The sequence below is a fragment of the Haloferax sp. Atlit-12N genome (assembly GCF_003383095.1).
Classification (GTDB): domain Archaea; phylum Halobacteriota; class Halobacteria; order Halobacteriales; family Haloferacaceae; genus Haloferax.
The window spans coordinates 36155-59509 of the sequence record NZ_PSYW01000004.1 but is presented as its reverse complement, the minus strand read 5'-3'; the positions used below and the strand labels follow the sequence as shown (position 1 = coordinate 59509).

Annotated in this window: 26 protein-coding genes; 12 read left to right on the top strand and 14 right to left on the bottom strand. The window is 64.7% G+C overall.

Translation table 11 applies throughout. From position 1 onward, the window contains the following. Positions 1-40: 40 nt before the first annotated feature. Both C5B90_RS16645 and C5B90_RS16640 read right to left on the bottom strand, forming a co-directional pair. The gene (locus tag C5B90_RS16645; RefSeq protein ID WP_115883095.1) at positions 41-1594 is read right to left on the bottom strand and encodes a zinc ribbon domain-containing protein; all 1554 of its coding nucleotides are present in this window, start codon (positions 1592-1594) and stop codon (positions 41-43) included. Next, positions 1591-2754: a thiolase domain-containing protein gene (locus C5B90_RS16640; protein ID WP_115883094.1), complete on the bottom strand. Its 1164-nt coding sequence runs from the start codon at positions 2752-2754 to the stop codon at positions 1591-1593. Before C5B90_RS16640 ends, C5B90_RS16645 begins: the two co-directional genes overlap by 4 nt. A 100-nt stretch (positions 2755-2854) precedes the next feature. Between C5B90_RS16640 and paaK the strand changes: the two genes are divergently transcribed. Continuing rightward, positions 2855-4144, top strand: a complete 1290-nt coding sequence (gene paaK / locus C5B90_RS16635; protein ID WP_115883093.1) for a phenylacetate--CoA ligase PaaK — start codon at positions 2855-2857, stop codon at positions 4142-4144. A gap of 9 nt (positions 4145-4153) precedes the next feature. On the opposite strand, the gene C5B90_RS16630 is transcribed toward paaK, so the two are convergent. After that, a complete protein-coding gene (locus C5B90_RS16630; RefSeq protein ID WP_115883092.1) occupies positions 4154-4564 on the bottom strand; it encodes a PaaI family thioesterase in 411 nt (136 codons plus the stop codon). 96 nt (positions 4565-4660) lie between these two features. On the opposite strand from C5B90_RS16630, the gene C5B90_RS16625 reads away from it, so the two are divergent. Then, positions 4661-5131, top strand: a complete 471-nt coding sequence (locus tag C5B90_RS16625) for a MaoC/PaaZ C-terminal domain-containing protein (RefSeq protein WP_004040870.1) — start codon at positions 4661-4663, stop codon at positions 5129-5131. Between the two features lie 22 nt (positions 5132-5153). Here C5B90_RS16625 and C5B90_RS16620 read toward each other — a convergent pair whose 3' ends face one another. Beyond that, complete coding sequence (locus C5B90_RS16620) at positions 5154-5672, bottom strand: VOC family protein (RefSeq protein ID WP_115883091.1); 519 nt, start codon at positions 5670-5672, stop codon at positions 5154-5156. A gap of 55 nt (positions 5673-5727) precedes the next feature. Here C5B90_RS16620 and C5B90_RS16615 point away from each other — a divergent pair, with 55 nt between their 5' ends. From C5B90_RS16615 to C5B90_RS16585, 7 genes are all read left to right on the top strand, one after another. Continuing rightward, positions 5728-6732, top strand: coding sequence for an LLM class flavin-dependent oxidoreductase (locus tag C5B90_RS16615; protein WP_115883090.1), 1005 nt, complete (start codon positions 5728-5730; stop codon positions 6730-6732). Between the two features lie 179 nt (positions 6733-6911). Next, positions 6912-8096 (top strand): ABC transporter substrate-binding protein, encoded by a 1185-nt coding sequence (locus tag C5B90_RS16610; RefSeq protein WP_115883089.1) that lies wholly within the window; start codon positions 6912-6914, stop codon positions 8094-8096. 1 nt (position 8097) lies between these two features. Continuing rightward, entirely contained in the window at positions 8098-10098 is a 2001-nt protein-coding gene (locus tag C5B90_RS16605) for an ABC transporter permease (RefSeq protein WP_115883088.1), read from the top strand. Then, the gene (locus tag C5B90_RS16600) at positions 10091-10855 is read left to right on the top strand and encodes an ABC transporter ATP-binding protein (RefSeq protein WP_115883087.1); all 765 of its coding nucleotides are present in this window, start codon (positions 10091-10093) and stop codon (positions 10853-10855) included. Before C5B90_RS16605 ends, C5B90_RS16600 begins: the two co-directional genes overlap by 8 nt. Continuing rightward, the gene (locus C5B90_RS16595) at positions 10852-11580 is read left to right on the top strand and encodes an ABC transporter ATP-binding protein (protein WP_115883086.1); all 729 of its coding nucleotides are present in this window, start codon (positions 10852-10854) and stop codon (positions 11578-11580) included. Before C5B90_RS16600 ends, C5B90_RS16595 begins: the two co-directional genes overlap by 4 nt. Positions 11581-11659: 79 nt before the next feature. After that, positions 11660-12043: a PaaI family thioesterase gene (locus C5B90_RS16590; protein ID WP_004978316.1), complete on the top strand. Its 384-nt coding sequence runs from the start codon at positions 11660-11662 to the stop codon at positions 12041-12043. 68 nt (positions 12044-12111) lie between these two features. After that, entirely contained in the window at positions 12112-13563 is a 1452-nt protein-coding gene (locus tag C5B90_RS16585) for an aldehyde dehydrogenase (RefSeq protein ID WP_115883085.1), read from the top strand. 132 nt (positions 13564-13695) lie between these two features. Here C5B90_RS16585 and paaE read toward each other — a convergent pair whose 3' ends face one another. From paaE to paaA, 5 genes are read right to left on the bottom strand one after another with little or no spacing between them, the layout of a single operon-like run. Beyond that, a complete protein-coding gene (gene paaE / locus C5B90_RS20935; RefSeq protein ID WP_004040862.1) occupies positions 13696-13863 on the bottom strand; it encodes a 1,2-phenylacetyl-CoA epoxidase subunit PaaE in 168 nt (55 codons plus the stop codon). A gap of 3 nt (positions 13864-13866) precedes the next feature. Continuing rightward, positions 13867-14310 (bottom strand): 1,2-phenylacetyl-CoA epoxidase subunit PaaD, encoded by a 444-nt coding sequence (paaD, locus tag C5B90_RS16580; RefSeq protein ID WP_115883084.1) that lies wholly within the window; start codon positions 14308-14310, stop codon positions 13867-13869. Then, positions 14303-15121 (bottom strand): 1,2-phenylacetyl-CoA epoxidase subunit PaaC, encoded by an 819-nt coding sequence (paaC, locus tag C5B90_RS16575; RefSeq protein ID WP_115883083.1) that lies wholly within the window; start codon positions 15119-15121, stop codon positions 14303-14305. The genes paaD and paaC overlap by 8 nt, the downstream gene beginning before the upstream one ends. 2 nt (positions 15122-15123) lie before the next feature. Then, positions 15124-15444 (bottom strand): 1,2-phenylacetyl-CoA epoxidase subunit PaaB, encoded by a 321-nt coding sequence (gene paaB, locus C5B90_RS16570; RefSeq protein ID WP_004040859.1) that lies wholly within the window; start codon positions 15442-15444, stop codon positions 15124-15126. Positions 15445-15449: 5 nt separating this feature from the next. Beyond that, positions 15450-16394: a 1,2-phenylacetyl-CoA epoxidase subunit PaaA gene (gene paaA / locus C5B90_RS16565; protein WP_115883082.1), complete on the bottom strand. Its 945-nt coding sequence runs from the start codon at positions 16392-16394 to the stop codon at positions 15450-15452. A gap of 91 nt (positions 16395-16485) precedes the next feature. Between paaA and C5B90_RS16560 the strand changes: the two genes are divergently transcribed. Together C5B90_RS16560 and C5B90_RS16555 are read left to right on the top strand one after the other, a co-directional pair. Beyond that, positions 16486-17124 (top strand): helix-turn-helix domain-containing protein, encoded by a 639-nt coding sequence (locus tag C5B90_RS16560; protein ID WP_115883081.1) that lies wholly within the window; start codon positions 16486-16488, stop codon positions 17122-17124. A gap of 81 nt (positions 17125-17205) precedes the next feature. Then, entirely contained in the window at positions 17206-17970 is a 765-nt protein-coding gene (locus tag C5B90_RS16555; protein WP_115883080.1) for an enoyl-CoA hydratase/isomerase family protein, read from the top strand. Between the two features lies 1 nt (position 17971). Here the strand turns inward: C5B90_RS16555 and C5B90_RS20410 are convergent, their stop codons facing one another. The 3 genes from C5B90_RS20410 to C5B90_RS16545 all read right to left on the bottom strand — a co-directional run bounded on the left by C5B90_RS20410 (position 17972) and on the right by C5B90_RS16545 (position 20135). Next, entirely contained in the window at positions 17972-18457 is a 486-nt protein-coding gene (locus C5B90_RS20410; protein ID WP_148708236.1) for a hypothetical protein, read from the bottom strand. A 107-nt stretch (positions 18458-18564) separates the two neighbouring features. Next, on the bottom strand, positions 18565-19437 hold the full coding sequence (locus C5B90_RS16550; protein ID WP_115883079.1) for an amidohydrolase family protein: 873 nt from the start codon (positions 19435-19437) through the stop codon (positions 18565-18567). A 140-nt stretch (positions 19438-19577) separates the two neighbouring features. After that, on the bottom strand, positions 19578-20135 hold the full coding sequence (locus C5B90_RS16545; protein WP_233512089.1) for a hypothetical protein: 558 nt from the start codon (positions 20133-20135) through the stop codon (positions 19578-19580). A 576-nt stretch (positions 20136-20711) separates the two neighbouring features. Here C5B90_RS16545 and C5B90_RS20930 point away from each other — a divergent pair. Next, positions 20712-21152, top strand: coding sequence for a hypothetical protein (locus C5B90_RS20930; protein ID WP_199517532.1), 441 nt, complete (start codon positions 20712-20714; stop codon positions 21150-21152). Positions 21153-21318: 166 nt separating this feature from the next. On the opposite strand, the gene C5B90_RS16535 is transcribed toward C5B90_RS20930, so the two are convergent. Both C5B90_RS16535 and C5B90_RS16530 read right to left on the bottom strand, forming a co-directional pair. Then, positions 21319-21768, bottom strand: a complete 450-nt coding sequence (locus tag C5B90_RS16535; protein ID WP_115883283.1) for a DNA-binding protein — start codon at positions 21766-21768, stop codon at positions 21319-21321. A 57-nt stretch (positions 21769-21825) separates the two neighbouring features. Further along, the gene (locus C5B90_RS16530; RefSeq protein WP_115883078.1) at positions 21826-22521 is read right to left on the bottom strand and encodes a nucleotidyltransferase domain-containing protein; all 696 of its coding nucleotides are present in this window, start codon (positions 22519-22521) and stop codon (positions 21826-21828) included. Positions 22522-23355: the final 834 nt, after the last annotated feature.

The window sequence follows — 23355 nt, the reverse complement described above, 5'->3', positions numbered from 1 at the left end:
AGGGCCGATCCGATCCCGACGACCTCGGCGGTGTCCTGACCTACCGTCGCGCCGCGGTCGGGACGACCTTGAACCCGTATCTGACGACGCCCTCCTGCTCGTAGATGCGGCGGGGCACGGCCTCGACGCGGTCGCCGATTGCGGGCGTTCCGGCGGGCGAATGGACGACCTGCGCGGGCGCGCTCACGGTTCGGCCGTCGGCCTCGCCGCCCGGCCCGTCGAAGGCGACGATGGCGACCGGGAACGACCCGGCGCGCTGCTGTTGTTCGACGAACTCCGGCGGCGCGCCTCCCTGTCCGATAGCGGTCGCGGCCTCGACGGTTCCGGTACCGGGGAGCGTCACGTCGTCGTAGCCCGCGAGCGACCCGCAGTCGGGACACGCGCCCTCCGGCGGGAACGAGAGCGCGCCGCACTCGGCGCACTCGCCGGCGACGAGGCGGTGTCGCTGTGGAATCGTCCGCTTCCACGTCGGCACGCTGACGTACGCACCCCCGCCCGCCGGCTCCCCGCCGGTGATGGTCCCGCGCCGCCGGAGCGCCTCCGCGTACGAGAGTTCCACGTCGCCGTCGAGGACGGCCTCGACCGGGACGACGGAACTGGCGGCGGAGTTGGTGGTCGCCTCCGTGCCGAGTGCGAGCGCGGTCGCCCCCGCGCCGCCGCCGTAGCCGACGAGGAGTACTGAGGTCGCGGGGGACCGACCGTCCGACTCGTCGCCTCCCGCGTCGCCCGCGGAGTCGAGCGCCGACGCGAGTCCGAGAAACGGTCCGGCGGCCCCGGTGTCTCCGGTTCGTGAGACGACGCTCCCGGCCGCGATTCGCGCCGGTTCGACGCCGAGCGCGTTGGCCGCGCGGTACGGGAGTTTCCCGTCCGGCGCGGTGAGCGCCACGGCGTCGGGGTTCAGTTCGGCGGCGTCGACGCCGAGGGCCTCGACCGCCCCGGCGACCGTCCGCGTGTAGACGTCGCGCTCGTACTGCGTGACGCCGATAGACTCCGTCTCGGCGTTCCCGAACCCTCGGAACCGCGTGCCGGGTGCGGGGTCGCCGAACTCGCCGACGGCGTCGATGGCGAGCGGTCCGTCTTCGGCGAGGACGAGTGCGGTCGCCCCTGCCCCGGCACCGGCCGCCTCGTCGCTTTCGGGCGCTCCTCGCGGGCTGTCGGCGACGACGACGAGCCTTGGACTGCTCGCGCCGTCACCCACGTTCTGTGTCGCCTCGACCGTCGCCGACAGCGCCACCGCGCCGGCGCGGGTACTCCCACCGAACTGCCGGGTCGGAACCGACGGGTCGACACCGAGAAGCGAGGCCAGCCGAACTGCGCTTTCTTCTTCGTCGTTCGGGGGCGTCGTGGTGGCGAACGCGAGGTGTCCGATATCGTTCGCGTCCGCGCCGGCCGCGTCGAGCGCGCGCCGGCCCGCCTCGGTCGCCATCGTCAGTGTGTCTTCGTCGGCGTCGGCGACGGCGACCCGGTCGACGCCCGGCGTGCCGCCTTTGCCCCACGCCTCGCGGTAGGCCGACGCGGGGAGATAGAATCTGGGAACGTACGCGCCGACCCCGGCGATTCCGAGGGTCGCTCGGGCTGGGTCGTCGGCGCTCATAGCGCGCCTCCTTCGAGGACGTGGACGACGGCGGCCCCGCCGGACCCGCCGACGTTGTGGGTGAGGCCGACGTTCGCGCCCGCGACCTGCCTGTCCCCAGCACGGCCGGCGAGCTGTTTGTACGCCTCGACGACCTGCCCCGCGCCCGTCGCGCCGATGGGGTGGCCCTTCGACTTCAGGCCGCCGGAGGGGTTGACGGGCAGGTCGCCGCCGAGTTCGGTCGCCCCAGAGTCGACCAGTTCAGGCGCGTGTCCGCGCTCGCAGAAGCCGAGGTCCTCGTACGCCAGCAACTCGGCGATGGCGAAGCAGTCGTGGACCTCCGCGAAGTCCACGTCGTCGGGGCCGAGACCGGCCATCTCGTAGGCGGCCGTGGCGGCCCGCTCGGACGACTCGATAGCGGTGTAGCTGTCGCGCTGGAACAGCCCGACGCGCTCGGAGGCGGCACCCACGCCCGCGACGCGGACCGCGTCGTCGCACGCGCTCGCCACGTCCTCGCTGGCGACGAGAACCGCGGCCGCGCCGTCGGAGGTCGGACAGCAGTGATAGAGGTTCAGCGGGTCGGCCACGACGGGCGCGTTCCGCGCGTCGTCGAGCGAGCACTCGAAGCCGAGGTGCGCCTTCGGGTTCTTCGCGCCGTTCGCGTGGTTCTTCACCGCGACCTTCGAGAAGTGGTCCGGCGAGGCGTCGTAGGCGTCGAGGTACGCCGAGGCCATCTGGGCGTAGACGCCCGCGAACGTCGTCCCGGTGAGTCGCTCCCACTCCGTCTCGCCGCTGACGCCGAGCCAGTACTTCGCCACGTCGCCGCTCATGTCCGTCATGACCTCGTAGCCGCCCGCGAGGGCCACGTCAGCCATCCCGCTTTTGACCGCCTGCACCGCCTGTCTGACCGCGTAGCCGCTCGCGGCGCAGGCGTTTTCGATTCGGGAACAGGGGACGCCGTGGAGGCCGACGTGCTCCGTCACGGCCGGCCCCGATAAGCCGAGTTGCCGCCCGCCGACGCCGAGCGACCCGACGACGGCCTCGTCGATATCGGCCGCCTCGACACCGCCGGCGCTCCCCAGCGCCTCCTCGAACGCGGTCGCGAACAGCGACCGATAGCTCTCGTCCGGAAACGCGCCGTACTTCGATTGGCCCGCTCCGACGATGTATGCGTCTCGCATGATAGTCGATTACGTATCCCTCGCGAAATAGGTTCGCCCCGCAGTGCAGTCGGGTGACCGCATCATTTTTATCATATTCTATCATCGACTTCAAACGTATATGGTATTCGATAGCACGGAGACCGCCTCGCGGGAGGAACTCCGCGAGGTGCAGGACGGTCGCCTGCGGGAGACGGTTCGGAACGCGTACGAGAACGTCGAGTTCTACCGCGAGACGTTCGACGAGGCCGGACTCTCGCCCGCGGACATCGAGAGCGTCGAAGACCTGTCGAAACTGCCGTTCACGACGAAGGAGGACTTCCGGGACCACTACCCCACGGGGATGTTCGCGGTCGACATGGACGACGTGATTCGCGTCCACGCGTCGTCGGGTACGACCGGCAAGCCCAAAATCGTCGGCTACACCCGCGAGGACCTCGACGTGTGGAGCAAGGCCGTCGCGCGGTGTCTCGTCGCGGCCGGCGTCGGTTCGGACGACGTGGTTCAGAACGCCTACGGCTACGGCCTGTTCACCGGCGGTCTCGGCCTCCACCAGGGCGTCGAAGAACTCGGCGCGACGGTCATCCCCATCGGCGGCGGCAACACCCAGCGACAGGTGGAACTACTCTCAGACCTCGGAAGCGACGTTATCGCGTGTACCCCGTCGTACGCGCTCTATCTCGCCGAAGTCGCAGACGACATGGGTATCGACATCCGCGACCTGCCGCTTCGGACGGTCATCTTCGGCGCGGAGCCCTGCACCGAACCGATGCGAAACGAAATCGAAGAGCGACTCGGCGTGACCGGCATCGACATCTACGGCCTCTCGGAAATCGTCGGTCCCGGCGTCTCCGTCGAGTGCGAAGCGCAGGACGGCCTGCACATCTGGGAGGACTACTTCTACCCCGAGGTGGTCGACCCGAACACGGGCGACCCCGTCGAGGAGGGCGAGGAGGGAGAACTCGTGTTGACGACCCTCGCGAAGGACGCGCTGCCGGTCCTCCGGTATCGGACGGGCGACCTGACCACGCTGGACTACGACACCTGCGAGTGCGGCCGAACCTGCGTCCGCATGGACAACATCACGGGCCGGTCGGACGACCTGATAATCGTCCGCGGCGTGAACTTCTACCCGAGCGAGGTCGAGTCGGTCGTCCTCGAGTTCGACCAAATCGCGCCGCACTACCGCATCGACCTCCGCCGCGAGGGGAACCTCGACCGGGTCGAAATCACGGTCGAACTGGTCGAGGAGTTCGGCGGGTCGCTGTCGGACCTCGAAGGGCGGATTCAAAAGCGACTCTCGAACGTGCTCTCGTTTACGCCCGACGAACTGAACCTCGTCGAGTACGGCGACATCGCGCGCACCGAGGTCGGAAAGGTCCAGCGCGTCTACGACCACCGCGGCCAGTAACGCGCGCCGTCAGCGCCCGCCGGGCTTGTAGACGCGCCCTCGAAAGGTCGCGATTCGCTCTCCGTCCCCGCCGGAGACGACGACCTCGTACTCCGCGGTCCGTCCCCCGAGGTGCGTCTCCCGGGCGACCGCGCGGAGCGTCTCGCCCACCTCGGCGGCCGCGAGGTACGAGATGTTCGTCTCCAGCGCGAACGCGGCGTCACCGTGGCTGTTCGAAGCGGCCGCGAAGGCCGCGTCCGCGAGGCTGTACACCGCGCCCCCGTGGGGCGTCCCGTGGAAGTTCAGGTGGTCTTCGGCCACGGTCAGCGTCGTCTCCGCGTACCCGTCGCCGACCTCGGCGAGGTCGATGCCGACGCGCCCGCAGTAGGGGTCGTTCGAGGCGCGCTCCCGTATCTCCGCGTAGTCGTCTGGCTCCGACATGCGACCACACGTCGTCCTGCGCTCCCCAAGTAGGCACCGATTGTCAGGAAAGATAGGTATGTAAACTACTTTATCTGATGGCGGTGACGGTGAGGTATGGCATACAGCTACGAACCGCACTACTTCGAGGACTTCGAGGAGGGCAAAGAGTTCCAGAGCGTCGGTCGCACCGTCACCGAGGCGGACTTCATGATGCACTCCGCGCTCTCGGGCGACTGGACCGAACTCCACACGAACAGCGAGTACGCGGAAGACACCCAGTTCGGCCAGCGAATCGCCCACGGGCCGATGACATTCGTCCAGTCGACCGGCTTCGTGTACCGGTCGGGCATCGTCGAGCGCACCGCCATCGCCTTCCTCGGGATGAACTACATGGACCTACCGAACCCGGTGTTCATCGGCGACACGCTCTCGCAGACGATGGTCGTCTCGGAGCGGAAGGACCTCGGGAGCCGCGACGACGCCGGCTTGGTCGTCCTCGAAATCGAGATGACGAAGCAGGACGGCACCGTCGTCCTCGAAGGCGACATGAAGTTCCTCATCAAGACGAAGTCGGCCGCGGAGTAAGGCGGCTTCCCGACCCCTGGAGTCACGAATCCAACCGCTCGCCGCGGACGAACAACGCGTCGTCGGCTCCCTTCTCGCCGTAGTTGTCGTGGTACTCCATCAACTGAAAGAGCGCGCCGGTCGGGTTTCGCGGCGAGACGAACGCCTCGGTCCAGCCGTCTTCCACCGCGTACCCCACGACACGCTCGCCCGCGGCTTCGAGGGCGGCGACCATCGCGTCGATGTCCGACACCTCCAGCGTGACGTGGTGGAGGCCGGGGCCGTGCTCGTCGAGGAAGGTCGTCAGAAACGACTCTCCTTCGACGGGCGCGACGAGTTCGATTCTGGAGGCGTCGCCGAGGACGTAGGTCGCCCACTCGAACGAGCCGTCCGCGACCGTCTCGCGGTGGACGCGCTCGCAGCCGAGCGCGAACAGCGTCGGCTCGGTGGCCTCGACGTCCTCGACGGCGATTCCCACGTGGTCGACGCGCGCGGCCGGCGGCGCTGGCTCAGTCGCGGCCGCGGTCGTCGAATCCGAGGGTACCGAATCGTCGGGACTCATCTCCGACGAACTCAGTGTTCCTAACTATTAATAGCTAAGGTACGAACTCAGAGTCATGAAACTCGGGACGGGACTGTTCACCTGCCAGCGGCGGCCGGACGACGACCGGCCGATGGCCGACCTGTACGACGAGATGCTGACGCTCGGCTGCGCGATAGACGACGCCGGCCTCGACAGCGCGTGGGTGTCCGAACACCACTTCATGCCCGACGGCTACCTCTCGGGGACGATGCCCGCGCTCGGGGCGCTCGCGGCGGCGACCGAGTCGGTCGAACTCGGGACGTGTATCGCGCTCGCGCCGCTGTACGACCCGCTCCGGCTCGCGGAGGACGCGGCGACGGTCGACCTCATCTCGGGCGGGCGAACGACGCTCGGCCTCGCAATCGGCTCGAACCCCCGCGAGTTCGACGCCTTCGGCGTTCCGCGAGACGAGCGCGTCGACCGCCTCGCCGACACGGTCTCCCTCCTCCGCGACGCGTGGTCAGACGGTCCGATAGCACACGAGTCGCCGTTTCACGAGGGTTCGACCGGTGTCGACGTGACGCCCAAACCGGCACACGACGTGCCCCTCATGCTCGGCGGCGCGGCCAAGCCCGCGGTTCGCCGGGCGGCCCGGACGGCGGACGCGTGGTGTGCGCCGTCGTCGCTCTCTCTCAACGGCCTGCGCAAGCGCGTCGAGGACATCCGGAGCGTCCGGGAGGCCGAAGGACTCGACGGTGAGTTCACGATATACGTCCTCCAACACGGGTTCGTCGGCGACTCGAAAGCCGAGGCGTGGGACGCGATGAGAGACGGCTATCTCTACCTCCAGCGCCGGTACGCCGAGATATTCTCCGGCGACGAGGTCCCCGAACTGTCCGACGAGCGCCGGGCGGAACTCAAAGCACAGGCCATCTTCGGCACGCCCGACGACGTGGTCGCGGAACTCGACCGCTACCGCGACGCGCTCGGCGACGACATCCACTTCATCTTCCGTACCTACCACCCCGGCATCGGCACCGACCGGATGGTCGAGTGCGTCCGCCGACTCGGCGACGAGGTCTGTCCGCGACTCGTCTGAGGGACCGAATCGGCGGTTCAGGGCCGAACGCGACGTTCTTGTCGCCGACGAAACGCAAACATTTAAACGTGAAGTTTTTCATGTTACATGTGAACATACACACCATGAGAGACGATTGTTCAGCGGACAGCGGCGCACAGCCGCGTCCGTCGCGGCGACGGTTCGTACAGGCGGCTGGGTTGGCGGGCGTGACCGGGCTGACGGGCGTCGCCGGCTGTCTCGGCGGCGGTGGGGGTGGCGGGTCGAACGCCATCACCTATGGAGTGATTAGCCCGATGACCGGCCCGTACGGCGGTCTCGCGGTCGGCCAGCGAAACGGGGCCGAGTTAGCGATACGGCACGTCAACGAGAACGCGGACATCGACGTGGAGATAACGGGCGTCTACGAGGACACCGAGGCGGACCCCTCGACCGGCCGGCGGAAGGCGCAGTCCGTCGTCGAACAGGACGGGGCGTCGTATCTCATGGGCGCGATATCGTCCAGCGTCGCGCTCGCGCTCAACGAGTTCGCGGCCGAAGAGGAGATTATCTACAACCCCGGCGGGGCCGCGGTTCCCATCACGGGGTCGAACTGCAACGAGTGGGTGTTCCGCGCCGAGACGAACACGGCGCAGATGGCCGAAGCCGTCTCCGACTACACCGCCGAGAACCTCGGTACCAAGGTGTGGTTCCACATCGCCGACTACGCCTACGGCGAGTCGGTGATGCAGCGCGTCGAGCGCCGCATGCGCGACGGTCACGACATCGAAGTCGTCGGCCGGAGTCGCTCGCAACTCGGCTCGACTAACTACAACTCCTACGTCAGCCAAATCGCCAACTCCGATGCCGAGGTGGCGGTTCTCGGCATGACCGGCGGTGACCTCATCAACTTCGTCAAGCAGGCGGCGAGCCAGGGGCTCAAAGAGAGCGTGAACCTCATGTCGCCGACGATGACGTTCTCGGTCGTCCGCGGCGCGCTCGGCGAAGCCGCCTACGGCACCTACGGCGGGGTCCGCTACCTGCCGACGCTCGAAACGGGCGACAACCAGTCGTTCGTCGAGGCCTACCGAAGCGAGTACGACTCTCTCCCGGACAACTTCGCGCGGGCCGCGTACATGTCCATTCGGATGACTGCGCGGGGCATCGCGGAGGCCGGGTCGACCGACCCCGCGGAGGTCAAGGAGGTGCTTCCGGGCCTCGAAATGGACACGATTCTCGGGCCGAACCAGTTCCGCGACTGCGACCATCAGGCGATGAACCCGGTGTGGCCGGGCGAACTCGTCGCGCCGGACGGCGGGAGCGGTCCCGCGGCCGTCGAACTCGGCGAGATGATCGCCGGGGCGGACGCGCTCCCCGACTGCGGCGAACTCGGCTGCTCGCTCTAGCATGTCGGTCGCTAGTGCCGTCGCCGAGCAGGTCCTCAACGGCCTCGTCGTCGGGATGGTGTACGTCCTGCTCGCGGCCGGACTCTCCATCATCTTCGGCGTCATGGACGTCATCAACTTCGCCCACGGCGAGCTGTTCGCCCTCGGCGCGTACTTCGCGTTCGCCATCGCCGGCCCTCTCGGTGGCGCGGGCTTCTGGGTCGCGCTCGTCGTCGCGCCCCTCCTCGTCGGCGTCGTCGGGATGGGCATCGAGCGGCTCACCGTCAAGCGGCTGTACGGCCGCGACCCACTGTACCACATCCTCCTGACGTTCGGGCTCGTCCTCATCATCAACGACCTCATCACGTCGGTGTGGGGCAAGTCCGCCCAGCCGTTTCCGGTTCCCTCGGTCCTCGACCAACCGGTCGCGCTGTTCGGGTTCAACTACTCGCTGTACAACTACGGCATCATCGTCTTCGGGTCGGCGCTGGCGCTCGGCACGTGGCTCCTGTTGAACCGCACCCGCTTCGGGATGATAATCCGCGCCGGCTCCGAGGACCGCGAGATGGTCCGTACCCTCGGCATCAACATCGACCGCTACTACACCCTCACGTTCGGGTTCGGCGCGGCGCTCGCCGGCGTCGCCGGCATCGTCCTCGGCGCGTACCAGAACGTCAGCCCGACGATGGGGAGCTCGGTCATCATCCCGGCGTTCGTCATCGTCGTTCTGGGTGGCCTCGGGTCGTTCCGCGGGGCCGTGGTCGGCGGTTTGTTCGTCGGTCTCGTCCAGACGTTCGCCCGGACGTACGCGCCGTTCTTGGAGGGACTCATCGTCTTCCTGCTCATGATTGCCGTGCTCGTCGTCAAGCCGACGGGACTGTTCGGCACGAGCGTCGGCGCGGGCGACCACCACGACGGCGCGCTCCTCCACGGCTCCGGCGGCGGCGTGCTGTCCGCGGAGACCCGCGCGAAACTCGGTTACGCCGGCGTTGGCGCGCTCCTCATCGTCCCGCTTCTCGCGGAGGTGACCGGCGTCACCTACTCCGTGACGCTTCTCGAAGACATCCTCATCTGGGCGCTGTTCGCGCTCAGCCTCGACCTCGTGCTCGGCTACGCGGGCCTCGTCTCGCTCGGTCACACGCTGTTCTACGGGGTTGGCGCGTACGCCTCGGTTCTCACGCTCATGCACGTCTCACCGTCGGTGTTCGTCGCGCTCGTCGTCGCCGTCGCTGTCTGCGCGGCCATCGCGTGGGGCGTCGGCTACCTCTCGATACGCGTGTCCGGGGTGTTCTTCGCCATGATAACCCTCGGGTTCGCGGAGCTGTTCTACAACGCCGTGTTCAAGTTCGACTTCACCGGCGGCTCCGACGGCCTGTTCGGCGTCGACGCGTTCTACGGTCTCGCCGGCCTCGGCATCGACCCCGGCGAGTTCGCGGTCCCGCTGGGTCCGTTCGTCCTCGACGGCGGCGTCGTCCAGTACTACTTCCTCCTCGCCGTCGTGGTCGGGTCGTACCTGCTGGCCCGCCGCCTCATCCGCGCACCGTTCGGCTCGGTGCTGCAGTCCATCCGCGAGAGCGAAGAGCGCGCCTCGTTCATCGGCTACGACGTGACCGCCTACAAGCGCCGCGCCTTCGTCGTCTCCGGCGGCCTCGCGGGGCTCGCCGGCGGGCTGTTCGCCGCCAACAACGGTTACGTCGCGCCGTCGTTTCTCCACTGGATAAACTCGGGCGAGGTAATCGTGATGACCGTCCTCGGCGGCATGGGGACGCTCTACGGGCCGATGCTCGGCGCGGGCGTCTTCGTCGCCGCGGAGGACGTGCTCTCGTCGTACATCGACCAGTGGCAGCTCGTCATCGGCGTGCTGTTCGTCCTGTTCGTCATCTTCGTGCCGCGGGGGCTCGTGTCGCTCCCGCAGACGGTGGCGGACCACCCGCTTTTCGAATCGGCCGTCGGCGACCGATTCGGCGACCGCGTCGGCGAACAGGCCGGCGTCACCGACCCGGAGGTAGACCGCCATGAGTGACCCGATACTGCGGACCGAGAACCTGACGAAGGAGTTCGGCAAACTCGTCGCCGTCGACGACGTGACCCTCGACGTGGAACGCGGCGAGTTCCGGAGCCTCATCGGCCCGAACGGGGCCGGCAAGACGACCATGTTTAACCTCTTGACCGGCGCGCTCCGGCCGACCCGCGGCACCGTGACGTTCGACGGCGAGAACGTGACCGCGCTCCCGCCGCACGAGCGCGTGCGCCGCGGCCTCGGCCGGTCGTTCCAAATCACGAACGTCTTCTCGGGGCTCACGGTCCGCGAGAACGTCCGCCTCGCCGCGCAGGCGGCCCGCGAGGGCGGTTTCACGCCGGTCGAAGAGTACCTCCGGCGAAGCGACGCCTTCGACGACGTGAACGAGCACACCGACCGCGTGCTCGACCGCTCCGGCCTCTTGGGCCGCGGCGACGAACCCGCGGACGTGCTCGCCTACGGTGACAAGCGCCGGCTCGAAATCGCCATCGTGCTCGCCACCGACCCCGACATGGTGCTTCTGGACGAACCGACCGCCGGCATGAGCGCCGAGGAGACGCGGGCCACGATGGACCTCATCGACGAGGTGCTGTCGGACCGGACGCTCCTGCTCATCGAACACGACATCGACCTCGTGATGCGGGTGTCCGACCGCATCACGGTCCTCCACCGCGGCGAGGTACTGGCCGAGGGGACGCCCGAGGCCGTCTCGGAGGACTCGGAGGTCCGCGAGGCCTACTTCGGGGGTGTCGAGGCGTGAGCGACGAACCGCTCTTGTCCGTCCGCGGACTCGTCTCGGGCTACGGGTCGACCCGCGTCCTGCAGGGCATCGACCTCGACGTGCCTCGGGGGTCGGTCGTCACGCTCATCGGGCGCAACGGCGTCGGCAAGACGACGACGCTCCGGAGCATCCTCGGGAACGTCCCGCCGTCCGAGGGGACCATCACCTTCGACGGGACGGACATCACGACGCTGTCGCCGGAGAAGACCGCCCGCGAGGGCATCGCACTCGTTCCCGAGGAGCGCCGCGTCTTCCCCGGCCTGACCGTCACCGAGAACGTCGAAATCGGCCGCATCGGCGGTCGTCGAGACGTCGAGAAACCGAGCGTCGACGCCATCGTCGACGAGTTCGAGAACCTCGCGCGCCACCGGAACAGCCGGGGGGCGAACCTCTCGGGCGGTGAACAGCAGATGCTCGCCATCGCCCGCGCGCTCGTCTCCGCGCCGGACCTCCTGTTGCTCGACGAACCGACCGAAGGGCTCGCGCCCGCTATCGTCAAACAGGTCCAGCGAAAAATCGAGGAACTGAACGACGACGGCGCGACCATCCTTCTGGTCGAACAGAACGTACAGGTCGCCCTCGACGCCGCGGACTACGTCTACATACTCGACAAGGGCCGGGTCGTCCACGAGGGCCCCGCCGACGAGGTCGCGGCCGCCGACGAGGTGCTCGACCGGTACCTCGGCGTCTCGATGGCTGACTGACGACCCCCGGGGTCTCGTCGGCCGCCCGGCCGGGGCCGACCGACGAAACGAACTTAACGCACCTGTGCGAACTGATGGCATGGACATCGAGGAGTTCTTCGAGAGCATGCCGTTCGCGCGGCTCTTGGGCGTCGAAGTCACCGAGGCCGCAGACGGGCACGCGGAGGGTCGAATCGAGATGCGCGAGGAACTGTCGTGGAACGCCGACCGAGTGATGGCCCACGGCGGCGTGACGTTCACCCTCGCGGACACGGTCGGCGGCGCGGCGCTCGTCAGCGAGGTCGACCAGCCCGTCCCGACTATCGACATGCGAATCGACTACCTCAACGCGGGAACCGGTGACCTCCGCGCCGAGGCCGACGTGGTCCGACTCGGCGGCGACGTGGGAACCGTGGACGTGGACGTGTACGCGACGGACGGGAATCACGTGGCGACCGCGAGGGGTGTCTACAAGACCGGTTGAGTTCCCCGCCCGCCGCGAAGTTAGTAATCAACAATAGTTAATATTGTGCGCGAAAAGGGTATTTCGTAATGGAATACAGTGGCCCGACCAGTCTCTACATCGACGGGGACTGGGTAGCCGCGGCATCGGACGAGACTATCGAGACGCGCGACCCGGCGACCGAAGCGCCCTACGCCGAGGTCGCCAGCGCGGGCGAGGCGGACGTCGACGCTGCGGTGCGGGCGGCGAAATCGGCGGGCGCTCGCGGCGGCGAGTGGGAGACCACGAGCGCGGCCGAGCGCGGCGAGAAACTGCGCGCGATGGCCGACTTCATCGAGGCGCGGAAAGACGAGATCGCGCTCGTCGAGTCCCACGATAACGGCAAGACGCCGTTCGAGGCCGGTATGGAGGTCCAGATGGTCGTCGACACCTTCCGCTACTACGCCGGGTGGACCGACAAGGTGACCGGCGAGTACAACCCCGTCCCCGGCCGGCGCGTCAACTACACGACCCGCGAACCGCTCGGCGTCACCGGACACATCGTCCCATGGAACTACCCCTTCCAACTCGCGGGGCGCAGTCTCGCGCCGGCGCTCGCCTGCGGCAACACGGCGGTGGTAAAGCCCTCCAGCCAGACGCCGCTTTCGGCGCTCTACTACGGCCTCGCGGCCGAGGAAGCCGGCCTCCCCGACGGCGTGGTGAACGTGGTTCCCGGAAGCGGGTCCGAGGCGGGGTCGGCGCTCGCGTCGCACCCCGACGTGGCGCACGTCACCTTCACCGGCAGCACCGACGTCGGTAAAGGCGTCATGGCCGACGCCGCGGCCAACGTGACCGGGGTCACGCTCGAACTCGGCGGGAAGGGCCCCAACGTCGTCTTCCCCGACGCCGACCTCGACGCCGCCGCCAAGGGCGTCCACTACGGCATCTTCATGAACGCCGGCCAGATGTGCTGGGCCGGGTCGCGCCTGCTCGTCCACGAGGACGTGGCCGACGACCTCGTCGAGCGAATCGTCGCGCGCGCCGAGTCGACCCCGCTCGGCTCCGGTATCGACGACGACGGCCGGATGGGGCCGGTCGTCAGCGAGTCCCACCGCGAGGACGTGTTGGAGTACATCTCTCTCGGCGTCGAGGAGGGCGCGACCGTCGCCTGCGGCGGGGGCGTCCCCGAGGACAAAGAGACCGGCTACTTCGTGGAGCCGACGGTTCTCACCGACGTGACGAACGACATGACCGTGGCCCGCGAGGAGATATTCGGTCCGGTCCTCGTCGTTACCGAGTTCTCGGACCGAGCGGAGGCAGTCGAACTCGCCAACGACTCGCCGTACGGGCTTCTCGCCGGCGTCTGGACCGAGGGGCTCTCTCGCGCCCACGACGTCGCCGACGCGCTCGACTACGGAATGGTCAGCGTCAACGAGTACCCGGTCACGTTCCCGCAGACGCCCTTCGGCGGCACGAAACAGAGCGGCCACGGCCGCGAGCAGGGTGCGGAGGCCGTCCGCGAGTTCACACAGGCGAAGAACGTGAACCTCAACCTCGGCTGATTCGCCCGCGAATTCGGCTCGCAATTCGCTGAAGCTTCGGCGGCCCTCGACCCGCCGCCCCCGACCGACCGCCGCGGCGCTCCGCGGACATCGTTCTCGAAAAACCGTGCGTCTCCAGTCTCTCCGCCGACGCTATTCGAACCGCTGGAACGGCTCTTGACAGTCGTTACAGAAGTGCATCGACCGGCACAGTCCCGGCCCCTTCGGGTGCTCGCGGACGGTGTTCGTGCCGCCGCAGTACGGGCACTCCGCGCCCGACGTTTCGCCCGTCGTCTCGGTACTGGGGTCGAAGCGGCGCATCGCTCACACCCCCAGTCCGAACTCGCGGAGGGCCTCGCGGCCCGCCTCAGTCACCATGTCGACGGTCCACTCCGGCGTGAACCGGAGCCGCACGGACGCCTCGTCGACGCCGGCCGCCAGAATCGCACACTGCACGTCGTTTTCGAGGTAGTCGCGCGCCGGACAGCCGGTGTACGTCAGCGTCATCTCGACGATACCGAGCGTCTTCGTCTCGCCGTCTTCGCCCTCCTGCTCGACGACGCGAACGTCGTAGATGAGGCCGAGGTCGACGATGCTCACCGGCATCTCGGGGTCCTCGATTTCGTAGAGGGCGTCCCAGATGTCGGCTTCGACGCCCGTGGCTCCGACTCCCGTCTTCGGGAATCCCTCGGGCACCTCGCCGTCGACGTACTCCGTGTAGCCGCAGGCGGTCGCGTCGGGCGCGTCGTCGGCGCTCACGTCAGACACGCTCCCTGCCGATTCGCGCCGGCTCGGGCGCTTCGAGCTCCTCGTACGTCCGCCGGAACTCCCCGGCCAGTTCGTCCCAGTGGTCGGTGTGGGTGCCGTCGCGACCGCGGGCGCTCGGGCGCTCGACCTCGTCGGGTTCGGGCACGTCGAGCCCGAGCGATTCGAGGTACGGGATGACCGTCTCCAGCCACTCGATGCGGAGGTCGGCGGTGGACATCGTCCGGAAGCCGTGGTCCCTGATTTCCGCCTCGTGGTCGGGCTCGGCGAAAAGCGAGAGCGCGTGGGGGAACAGCCGGTCGAGCGCGTCTTGCACGCGGTCGCGGCTGTCGCCCTCGGCGAGGCGGTCGAGCCAGCTCTGGGCGTTTTCGAGGTGGTAGCGCTCCTCGCTCAGCACCTTGCCGACGCGGTCGGCGAGCGGCGCGTAGCTTGTTTCGACGAGCGCGTCGAGTTGCAGGCGCTCGGCGGCGTCGTAGAGGTAGCACCGCAGGACTACGTCGGCCCAGTCGCCCTCCGCGAACGGGAGTTCGACCAGCGTGGCGTGTCTGAACTCGTCGGCGGGGCGCTCCCAGATGAGTTCCGCCTCGGTGTGGCCGAGTTCTTCGAGCAGGTCGTACCACAGGCGGGCGTGGCCGAACTCGTCCTGTGCGACGTTCGCCAACGCGAGGTCGGATTCCAGCGTCGGCGCGTAAATCTGCCACTCGATGAGGCGCTCGCCGTGGACGTACTCGTCGTCCGCGAGGCGGAACAGCAGCTCTTCGAGCGCGGCGCGCTGTTCGGCGTCGAGGTCTTCGGGATTGAGTGCGTCGGGCATGGTTAGCTGTCCGCCTCGAGCGATTTCTCCACGTCGGCCTGCTCGGCCTCGCTTTCGGCGACTTCCGGCGCGGCCGGTTCGATGTCCGTGTACGAGGTCGCCCAGCGGTAGGTCTTGTCGGTCGTTCCGCCGAAGCTCGTCTCGTCGGCGTCGATTTCGCCGATTTCGTCGTGCGGGACGACCCACAGGCTGTGGGTCTTCATCCGTCGGCCGTGCTGGACGGCCGCGAACTGGAGCGCCAACTCGCGGTCCGGCGCGTGGACGTTGCCGCAGTGTTTGTGGTATGCTCCCGGTTTATCCTGTCTGAATACTTCCCAAATCATAGTTCTCAGTCCGCCGCCTGCGGGGTTCCGGCCCCCGACGCGCCCTCCCAGCTGTGCATCGATTCGCGCACCCACTCGACCGCCTCCTGCGCCTGTGCGCGGGAGTTAATCTGCTCGTGGCTCCCCGCCGAGGCGTTCTTGGCGATGGTCCAGAACTCGTCCCAGTTCAGGTCGTCCTCGTTGACGTGGTAGGTGTCGAGCTCCTCGTCGTACTCGATGCGTGGGTACTCTGGGACGACGAGGCCGTACTTTTCGGCCTTCGGAACGTAGGTGTCGAGGAAGGTATCGCGCAGCTCGTCGTTGGACTTCGTCTTCAGGCCGACCTCCTGCGCGAAGTCGTTGTGGACGGACTTGTCGTTGGTCGGGCCGAAGAACTGGATGATGCGCGGCCACCACGTCTCGAAAGCGGCCTGCGTCTTCTCTTGGGTCGCCTTCGACCCGTTCATCAACTCGGAGAGGATGGATTCGCCGTGTTTGACGTGGAAGCCCTCCTCGAAGCACACCTTGTCCATCGCGTGGGCGTACGGCGTCCACGACGTGTTCTTGAGCGTCGCCTGCCGGTGCATGGCCGCGCCGTCGACGAAGAACGCTATCATCGGCACCTCGTGCCACGACTCCATCGGGTAGTGGAAGCAGTTGAGGAACTTGCCGTCGCCGCGGGCGAGTTCGTCCAGCATCTCGTCGCGCGTCTTGATGCCGAGGGACTCGGCCGCGCGGTAGAGCAGTTGCGCGTGGCCGATTTCGTCCTGCACCTTCGCCGAGAACGCCAGCTTTCGGTCGATGCTCGGCGCTTGCCGGATGAACGGCTTTTCGAGGTACCCGCCCATCACCTCACTGTTCGCGTGGAACTGAATCATCCGCGTCGCGGCCTTGCGGTACTCCTCTGGCATGTCGTCTTTCGGAGCGAACTGCCGCGGGCCCGCCCGTTCTTTGACGGTTTCGAGGTCCATTTTTCTATCAGGAACTATCATCTATAACTACTTACGAATTGACCCGTCCATGGCCTGCCTTTTTATATCCATGTCGCGTACACACACGCCGATGATAGCGGAGTGCCTGGTGGCCGAGTTTCGCATCGACGGCGACGACTGCCCGTTGGCGCGGGCGACCGACGCGGTCCCCGTCGCGGTCGACGCGAACGCGCCGCAACTCCGCGCTGATGGCAACGTCTTGCTTCACTTTTCCGCCCCCGCGGACGACCGACTTCCCGAGGCCCTCGACGACGACGACGCTATCCGCTACCTCCACGTCACCAGCGGCGACGACACGTACACCTTCCGCTGTCTCTCGAAACATCCCTGCGTCGTTCACGAACTCGTCGACGCCGGCTTCCTCGTCGAGTCGATGCGGTACGACGACGGCGGCGCGACGATGCGCGGGGCGGTCGTCGGCTACGACGTGCTCCGCGGCGTGATGGAGACGGCCGGCGACACCGTCGGTATCCAGCTCCAGCGCGTCTACCCGCTTCGGGCGGACGAGGAATCTCCCATTGGTCGAGCGTGGGACCTCACGCCCGCGCAGGAGGCCGCCCTCCGGACGGCCGTCGAGATGGGGTACTTCGACCTCCCCCGGAGTATCACGGCTCAGGACGTGGCGGACGAACTCGAAATCAGCAAGTCGGCGTTCCTCGAACGGCTCCGCCGGGCGCAACAGTCGGTGTTCGGGGCGCTGCTCGCATGAGCTGGGACCGCGGCCGACTCGCTCGGCTCGCCCGGCGGTCCGCCGGCGAGGCTATTTACCCCACGTCCCCGTAGCGCGGGTATGCGAGTCGACGACGCCGACGGCGTCCGGACCGTGACGTTCGACAGACCCGAGGCGAAAAACGCGTTCACCGCCGACGTGGCCCGAGAGCTCTCGGCGGCGCTCGAAGCACTCACGCCCGAGGCGTTCGACGCCGCGGTGATAACCGGCGACGGCGACGCATTCAGCGCCGGCGGCGACATTCAGGCGATGGCAGAGCGCAACGAGACCGCCCGCGAGGCCTACGAGCGCGTTCGCGGCACCCTCGGCCGCGTCGCCGAGGCGATTCTCACCGCTCCGGTGCCGGTCGTCGCCCGCGTCAACGGCGACGCCGTGGGCGCAGGGACCTCCGTCGTCGCCGCCTGCGACTTCGCCTACGCCGCCCGCGACGCTCGATTCGGCGCGTCGTTCGTCAACGTCGGTCTCGTCCCCGACGCGGGCGCGACGGTGACGCTCCCCCGGTTGGTCGGCCTCCGCGCCGCGAAGGAACTCGCCTTCACCGGGAAACTCATCTCGGCCGAGCGCGCCGCGGAACTCGACCTCGTGAACGAGGCGGTCGGCCCCGAAAATCTCGACGCCACCGTGGACGAGACGGTGGAGACGCTCGCCGCACAGCCGACGGAGACGCTCGCGCTGGCGAAAGAGGCGATACACGCGAACCTCGGCCGTTCGTGGGCGGATGGCCTCGAACACGAGGCGCACGCCCAGACGCTCGCCTACGACACTGACGCCCACGAGGAGGGCGTTTCCGCGTTCTTGGAGAAACGGCGGCCGGAGTTCGAATAGCTTAGACGCGCTTCACAACGTAGTACAGTGATGCAACAATGGGTATGAAAAATGACGCTATCGGCCACACTACTCTGTTTGGCCGGGTGGACACCTGCTCAGCATGTTGTAACTGGGCATCAGCGAATATTAAGACAGGTGTGGCTATCCATGCGAAGAGAAACACGAGTAGTGCTTGGTCCCCACTTATTGCGCCGCTATTTGGACCGCCAAACGCGTACAATATGCCCCAAAACTGGACACATAAACTCGCGATCACCCATTTCAATCTGCCTCCTGCAGACTCTTTTTCTGATTCAACAGGTACCGCAATTGTTCCATCGTCGTTGAGCTTGTCTGGGTCGTAATTACGCAACGTCTCTGATACGTGTGAATCAGAGCAACCAACGGCAGTTGCTATACGCGTGTTAGACCAGTCCGGGTTGTCTCTCTTTTTATAGAGAATTGCCTGTTGCTTCGCAGTAAGCTGTCTATTCTCGTACTTCATCGCACTCCCCAACTATACCGCATCTGAATGTTAACTATCCCAATCCCCATACGAGAACGCATTCAGAACACATATTGAATGTTACTGAACTAGACCGTCAGATATATCTATAAATTGAGGAATCGCTCCGCGTTCTCCCAGAGGAGCTTTCGCTTTACCTCCTCGGAGGCGTCGAAGTGCTCCTCGAAGGACTCGAACCAGCGTCCCGGCCGAATCATCGGGTAGTCGGTGCCGAACATCACCTTGTCCTGCAGGACGGTCTTGGCGTAGTGGAGCACCTGCTCGTCGATGTACTTCGGGAGCCACCCCGAGAGGTCCATGTAGACGTTGCCCTTCTGCTGGCAGATGGCGAGTTGCTCTTTCTCCCACGGGTACGCCGGATGGGCGATGAGAATCTGGAGGTCCGGATGTTCCGCGGCCACGTCGTCGATGAGCATCGGGTTGCCGTACTTGATTTTCAGGCCTCTGCCACCGGGCGAGCACGCGCCGAGCGTGGAGTTCCCACCGTGGAAGACGACAGGCACGCCGAGGTCCTCGATGGTGTCGAATAATGCTCTGTGTTCGTCGTCACTCGGGTCGAACCCCTGCGCGATTTGCTGGAACTTGAACCCCGAGAGACCGAGGTCCTCAACGCATCGGACCGCCTCCTCGACGCAGTCGTCTTTCAGCGGGTCCACACTCCCGAACCCGACGAAGAAGTCAGCGTGCGCGTCTCTGACCTCGGCCACGTAGTCGTTCGGTACTGGGGGATTCCCGGTGTTCGTCTCGGCGTCCCACCCGAGAAGCACCGCCCGCCCGATGTTGTGCTCGCGGTACTCGGCTATCATCTCCTCGTAGCTCCACGTCTCCATCTCCGCGCCGAACCTGTTCGCCGCGTCTTGCATCATCTCCCCGCCGGCGTCTTCGAGGAACTCCGCGGTCGGCTGGTGGGCGTGCGTGTCGATGATGCGCGGCTCGTCGAGCCAATCCAACACGGTCATTCGTGTATGACTGTCGCCGAGCGATAAAAATCGAACGGACGGGCGACTGAATGATGGCGCGGCGGCGTTGGCGTACCGCCACAGAGGCGGTTCGACGCGCAGCCCAATCAGTCACCGGCCAATCCTGTTTGGGTCGCCGGTCAGTCGTCGTCTCGGTTCGAACCCTCTCCTCCGTCCTCGGCGAGGGCGCGCGTTCGCGGGTCGATGGCGGGGTCGCGCTGCTGTTTTCGAGCCCGACGCTTCGCCGCCCCGACGAGCGAGTCGTCGCCCGATTGCGTCTCGACGAACGTCTCGTCGCCGATGGCGCTCTCTGCGATATTTCGAAGACTTCCGAGTTTCTCGCGGTCGTCTGGTGACCGACTCCGTGTTCGCTCGCCGATGTGTCCTGACCCGTGGACGCCTTCACCTGACGACGCGAGCTGAGTGAACTGCGTCGCGTCCGTTATCAGCAGTTGTACTTGGTCTTTCGCGCGGTAGTGGTGGTCCTTCGCACCAGCGAACTCGAACCGCGCGCCCTCGCCGAGGTACGGGTGACCCACGCCATCGGGGACGACGAACGCGACGCCTTCGGGCGCGCTCTCGTCGGTGAGGTAGCCGAGGATGTCCGGCGTCCCGGTGTCGTTCTTGTTGACCCACAAAACCTCGTCGACGGTCACCTCTCCCGTCGAACCCGATTCAGCGAACCAGTCCGTTGACATACCATCGGTTCGAACCCGAAAGAACATATGTGTTTCTCAGATTAGAGAACCGAATCCGGGCGGGCCGGTAGTCCGACTTCGTGTCCGGGACATCGTTCGGACCCTATCTGCTCTCGCCGACCGACTGGTCCGGGGGAGCGTTGAAAAAATAATATCATTCGAACACTTTCTCAAAAGAAGACAGCGCGCCGCCGGGCAGTCTCGCAACGAAGATTTAGATAAACTACCTTTCAAATCTATATTATGTTTTAACTCCGCCGCCGGCACCCTGAAAAAATCCTAATATCGGGTGTGAGCGCAATTCAACTCGGAATAAAAAGACGAGTATTTCAAAAACTCTCTATGATTTATTTTACTTCGGTCGTTATAACGCTCATCAGGAATCCTATGCCACTCCCGATTTGGTGTGTCGGTTTTATTATTTCTGGCTCTGTTGAAATCCTTAATCACTGATAGTTTGTTGAGGCCGTGCTGAATACAGAGCGCAAGTCGGTCATCGCTTCGGCACTCTATGTGACCAAAGTGAATCGCTCAGTACAGGGAAAGCATTTAATCGAACAGCGTTTCGTCTGACATATGTCCTCCAAGCAGAAATTTGCATATATTACTGCGACGATTGTGGCTGCAGTATTGGCGGTCGTCGGTGCGTGGCTTCCATGGGTTCGGAAACAAACAGTCGGCATCACGGATGAATACATAGCGGGTTTGGACGCCGGTTTTTCAGACATCGACTTCCTTGTTATCGTTCTCGTTATGGCCGTCGTTGTGGCTGTCGTGTTGGGACACTACCGGAACTGGCGGACGGATGTCGTTCTCATCGGTGCTGGCGGACTGATACTCGTTGTGTTCGGTAGTGTGTTCCAGAGCTATTTAGCAGTAGAGCGGTATGTAGTCGAGCCGGGGCTGTATCTCTTGATTGCCAGCGGTTGCCTCTTCATTCTTATTGGAGTTGTTGCAGCACTGAATCGGCGTCTTACTCCCATTGTTTCAAATCGCGATAACCCACGTATTGGGTGATTCGCAGACCTACTGCTCGATAGGTTCAGAGAATGTGTGTCGAACTAAAGTGGTCACTGTGATACATACACCCTCTGTCTGTGTCACGTGGATTCTGCAAAGTCTACGGATTTCAACAGAGCCACACTCTCCCCATCCTGGGCCTGACAGAATGTGCGTGCTGGAGCTACTGTGATTCACAGAGACAGACGCCACCTTGCCGGATTTGGCTCACGGAAAACTTGTGAACAGCAGTTGCGAGGTCAGCCATTGCGTCGGCTTGCTCTCTCGTGGGACGTCCACCCCCGTAGTAGCTTTCTGTGCGGTTTTCGCGGTACAGGTCCTTCATATCCATCGCAGTCTCTCTGGTGAACAGACCGATCTTGTGGGCGCGCTCGTACGCGAACTGATGGTCTTGGAAGTCCTGCAGCGAATCGTTCGTCATCGCGAGCGCGTACGCCTCGATAGACCGTTCAACAGCTCCAAAACTGACCTCGATAACTGCCGTGTAGTACCTCCCCTCTGCTTGGAGCGTTTCAGTAACTTCGATGAGACGGCATGCTTTCGTCAGCTGCGTCTTCCAATCGTCACCGTCGCTAATCCCGACCTCGAACTCTGTTCGGCCACGACCGACCATCTCGAAGGCGTCTTGAGCGCGATCCAACGCATACGGACGTCAGCCGGGTCAGACCCATTACTCACCGTTTCCACCTTCCTCAAGGAGGAGATTCTCGACGGTCTCAAACTTGCTGGTCGTGTAGATTGGAATGCCAGAGATGACAATCTCCCGAATGTCGTCCGTGTAAGTGGGGATAGCTTGGACTGCTTCGACGTCGATATCGTAGGCGAATCTGTCTCCGTTGAACTCAGCGTCTTCTAAGTCTCGGGCGACAGCGTTCGCCTCTCGCTGATTTGCGGCACGATTCCCCTGGGTGAGTACCCAGAGGTCAAGGTCGCTACGTCGGTCCGCATCTCCACGGGCAACACTCCCGTAGAGGATGACGCCTACAACGCCGTCGAGACGGTTGGTAAGTTCGTCGACGGCGGCTTTTGCAGGTCCTTGGTACTCCGGTTGAGGGATTCGGAGGAGCGGATCGTCTGGAACGGAGAGCCGCGTCCGGTTGATTTGGACGAGCCGTTGATTGCTCTTTGGTGACTCGACTACCAGCCCATTGTCGACGAGGGTGTTGACGGCCCTCCGAACCGTCTGCTGGGAGTGGTCGATCTGCTCAGCGACTTTGCGGAGCGAGAACTGATTGAATCGGTGGTTGGTTAAAAAGAGCAAGATGTCGTTCGTCGCCTTACTTTTGAACAATTCTGGGTTCTGAGCCGGTATTGAGAGAGATATCGAGATACCGTGTGTGTCATCTAATTCCGTCTGATGGCTCATATGCCATAATACGGCTCACTATTATAAAAAGTTTATACGTGAATTGGAGATTAACTTAAGTAGAGTGTGGTGAGAGTTCTTCAGGATGCGGATTTACCTATGAAATTGGCGTCAAGGAAGTCCGATTCGCTAGAACTGGAGGTTGGGTATCCCACTCAACGATATCGAGGATTACGATAATCGACTCAGAGTGAGTAAGCGAGCTGTTCTCGAAAAGTGGGGGACTAAAAGTGTCCGTGGTGTGGCAATAGGCGAACAGTAGTTGTTCAACCATTTCTTTGTTCTCGCCCGTTGATTACGGCTCAATAGCGAATTCCTCCCTGGTGAAGTCGGGTTGGTCCGCGTCTCAAGCGCTGTGGTACCTGTATCTCGTGAACGTTTTGACCGGCATTCGCAACCACGGTTTCGGAGGATGGAAGTGTGCATGTCTTCTGTTCAAGCATTATACTGATGAAATAGGAGCAGCCTGTCGATTCTGATTTTATGTCACTCAGAAAACCTTTCCTAGCTTTCTCACCACTATAGATTCGAAAAACCGCAAGACAAGAGCCTATTCAAATTTAAACAGTGTGAAAATAAGACACGCAACAAAACCCATCCTCCGAATTTGGGACAGCCACAACCTCGGAGGATGATTCTGATGCGTGGCTTATCTCCGGTATAGTCCAGCACGAATCAGCCGCTCAGTAGATGTACGCACTTGCCGTGCATATCCGAGCCGATATACGCTAATACTGGCTCTGTTGAAATCCTTCAGCGTTGACATTGAGGGGAGCTACTCTTTTCACCTGATTTCGTCGGTCCGGTTAGAAATTAGCCTCTCAGCAAATTGCC

Coding starts and splice junctions, on each gene's coding strand:
- paaK (WP_115883093.1), top strand. CDS start 2,855: ATGGTATTCGATAGCACGGAGACCGCCTCGCGGGAGGAACTCCGCGAG.
- C5B90_RS16560 (WP_115883081.1), top strand. CDS start 16,486: ATGATAGCGGAGTGCCTGGTGGCCGAGTTTCGCATCGACGGCGACGAC.
- C5B90_RS20410 (WP_148708236.1), bottom strand. CDS start 18,457: ATGAAGTACGAGAATAGACAGCTTACTGCGAAGCAACAGGCAATTCTC.
- C5B90_RS16530 (WP_115883078.1), bottom strand. CDS start 22,521: ATGAGCCATCAGACGGAATTAGATGACACACACGGTATCTCGATATCT.
- C5B90_RS16535 (WP_115883283.1), bottom strand. CDS start 21,768: ATGGTCGGTCGTGGCCGAACAGAGTTCGAGGTCGGGATTAGCGACGGT.
- C5B90_RS16605 (WP_115883088.1), top strand. CDS start 8,098: ATGTCGGTCGCTAGTGCCGTCGCCGAGCAGGTCCTCAACGGCCTCGTC.
- C5B90_RS16620 (WP_115883091.1), bottom strand. CDS start 5,672: ATGAGTCCCGACGATTCGGTACCCTCGGATTCGACGACCGCGGCCGCG.
- C5B90_RS20930 (WP_199517532.1), top strand. CDS start 20,712: ATGTCCTCCAAGCAGAAATTTGCATATATTACTGCGACGATTGTGGCT.
- C5B90_RS16545 (WP_233512089.1), bottom strand. CDS start 20,135: ATGTCAACGGACTGGTTCGCTGAATCGGGTTCGACGGGAGAGGTGACC.
- C5B90_RS16555 (WP_115883080.1), top strand. CDS start 17,206: ATGCGAGTCGACGACGCCGACGGCGTCCGGACCGTGACGTTCGACAGA.
- C5B90_RS16590 (WP_004978316.1), top strand. CDS start 11,660: ATGGACATCGAGGAGTTCTTCGAGAGCATGCCGTTCGCGCGGCTCTTG.
- C5B90_RS16625 (WP_004040870.1), top strand. CDS start 4,661: ATGGCATACAGCTACGAACCGCACTACTTCGAGGACTTCGAGGAGGGC.
- C5B90_RS16615 (WP_115883090.1), top strand. CDS start 5,728: ATGAAACTCGGGACGGGACTGTTCACCTGCCAGCGGCGGCCGGACGAC.
- C5B90_RS16550 (WP_115883079.1), bottom strand. CDS start 19,437: ATGACCGTGTTGGATTGGCTCGACGAGCCGCGCATCATCGACACGCAC.
- paaE (WP_004040862.1), bottom strand. CDS start 13,863: ATGCGCCGCTTCGACCCCAGTACCGAGACGACGGGCGAAACGTCGGGC.
- C5B90_RS16645 (WP_115883095.1), bottom strand. CDS start 1,594: ATGAGCGCCGACGACCCAGCCCGAGCGACCCTCGGAATCGCCGGGGTC.
- C5B90_RS16585 (WP_115883085.1), top strand. CDS start 12,112: ATGGAATACAGTGGCCCGACCAGTCTCTACATCGACGGGGACTGGGTA.
- paaA (WP_115883082.1), bottom strand. CDS start 16,394: ATGGACCTCGAAACCGTCAAAGAACGGGCGGGCCCGCGGCAGTTCGCT.
- C5B90_RS16640 (WP_115883094.1), bottom strand. CDS start 2,754: ATGCGAGACGCATACATCGTCGGAGCGGGCCAATCGAAGTACGGCGCG.
- C5B90_RS16600 (WP_115883087.1), top strand. CDS start 10,091: ATGAGTGACCCGATACTGCGGACCGAGAACCTGACGAAGGAGTTCGGC.
- paaB (WP_004040859.1), bottom strand. CDS start 15,444: ATGATTTGGGAAGTATTCAGACAGGATAAACCGGGAGCATACCACAAA.
- paaC (WP_115883083.1), bottom strand. CDS start 15,121: ATGCCCGACGCACTCAATCCCGAAGACCTCGACGCCGAACAGCGCGCC.
- C5B90_RS16630 (WP_115883092.1), bottom strand. CDS start 4,564: ATGTCGGAGCCAGACGACTACGCGGAGATACGGGAGCGCGCCTCGAAC.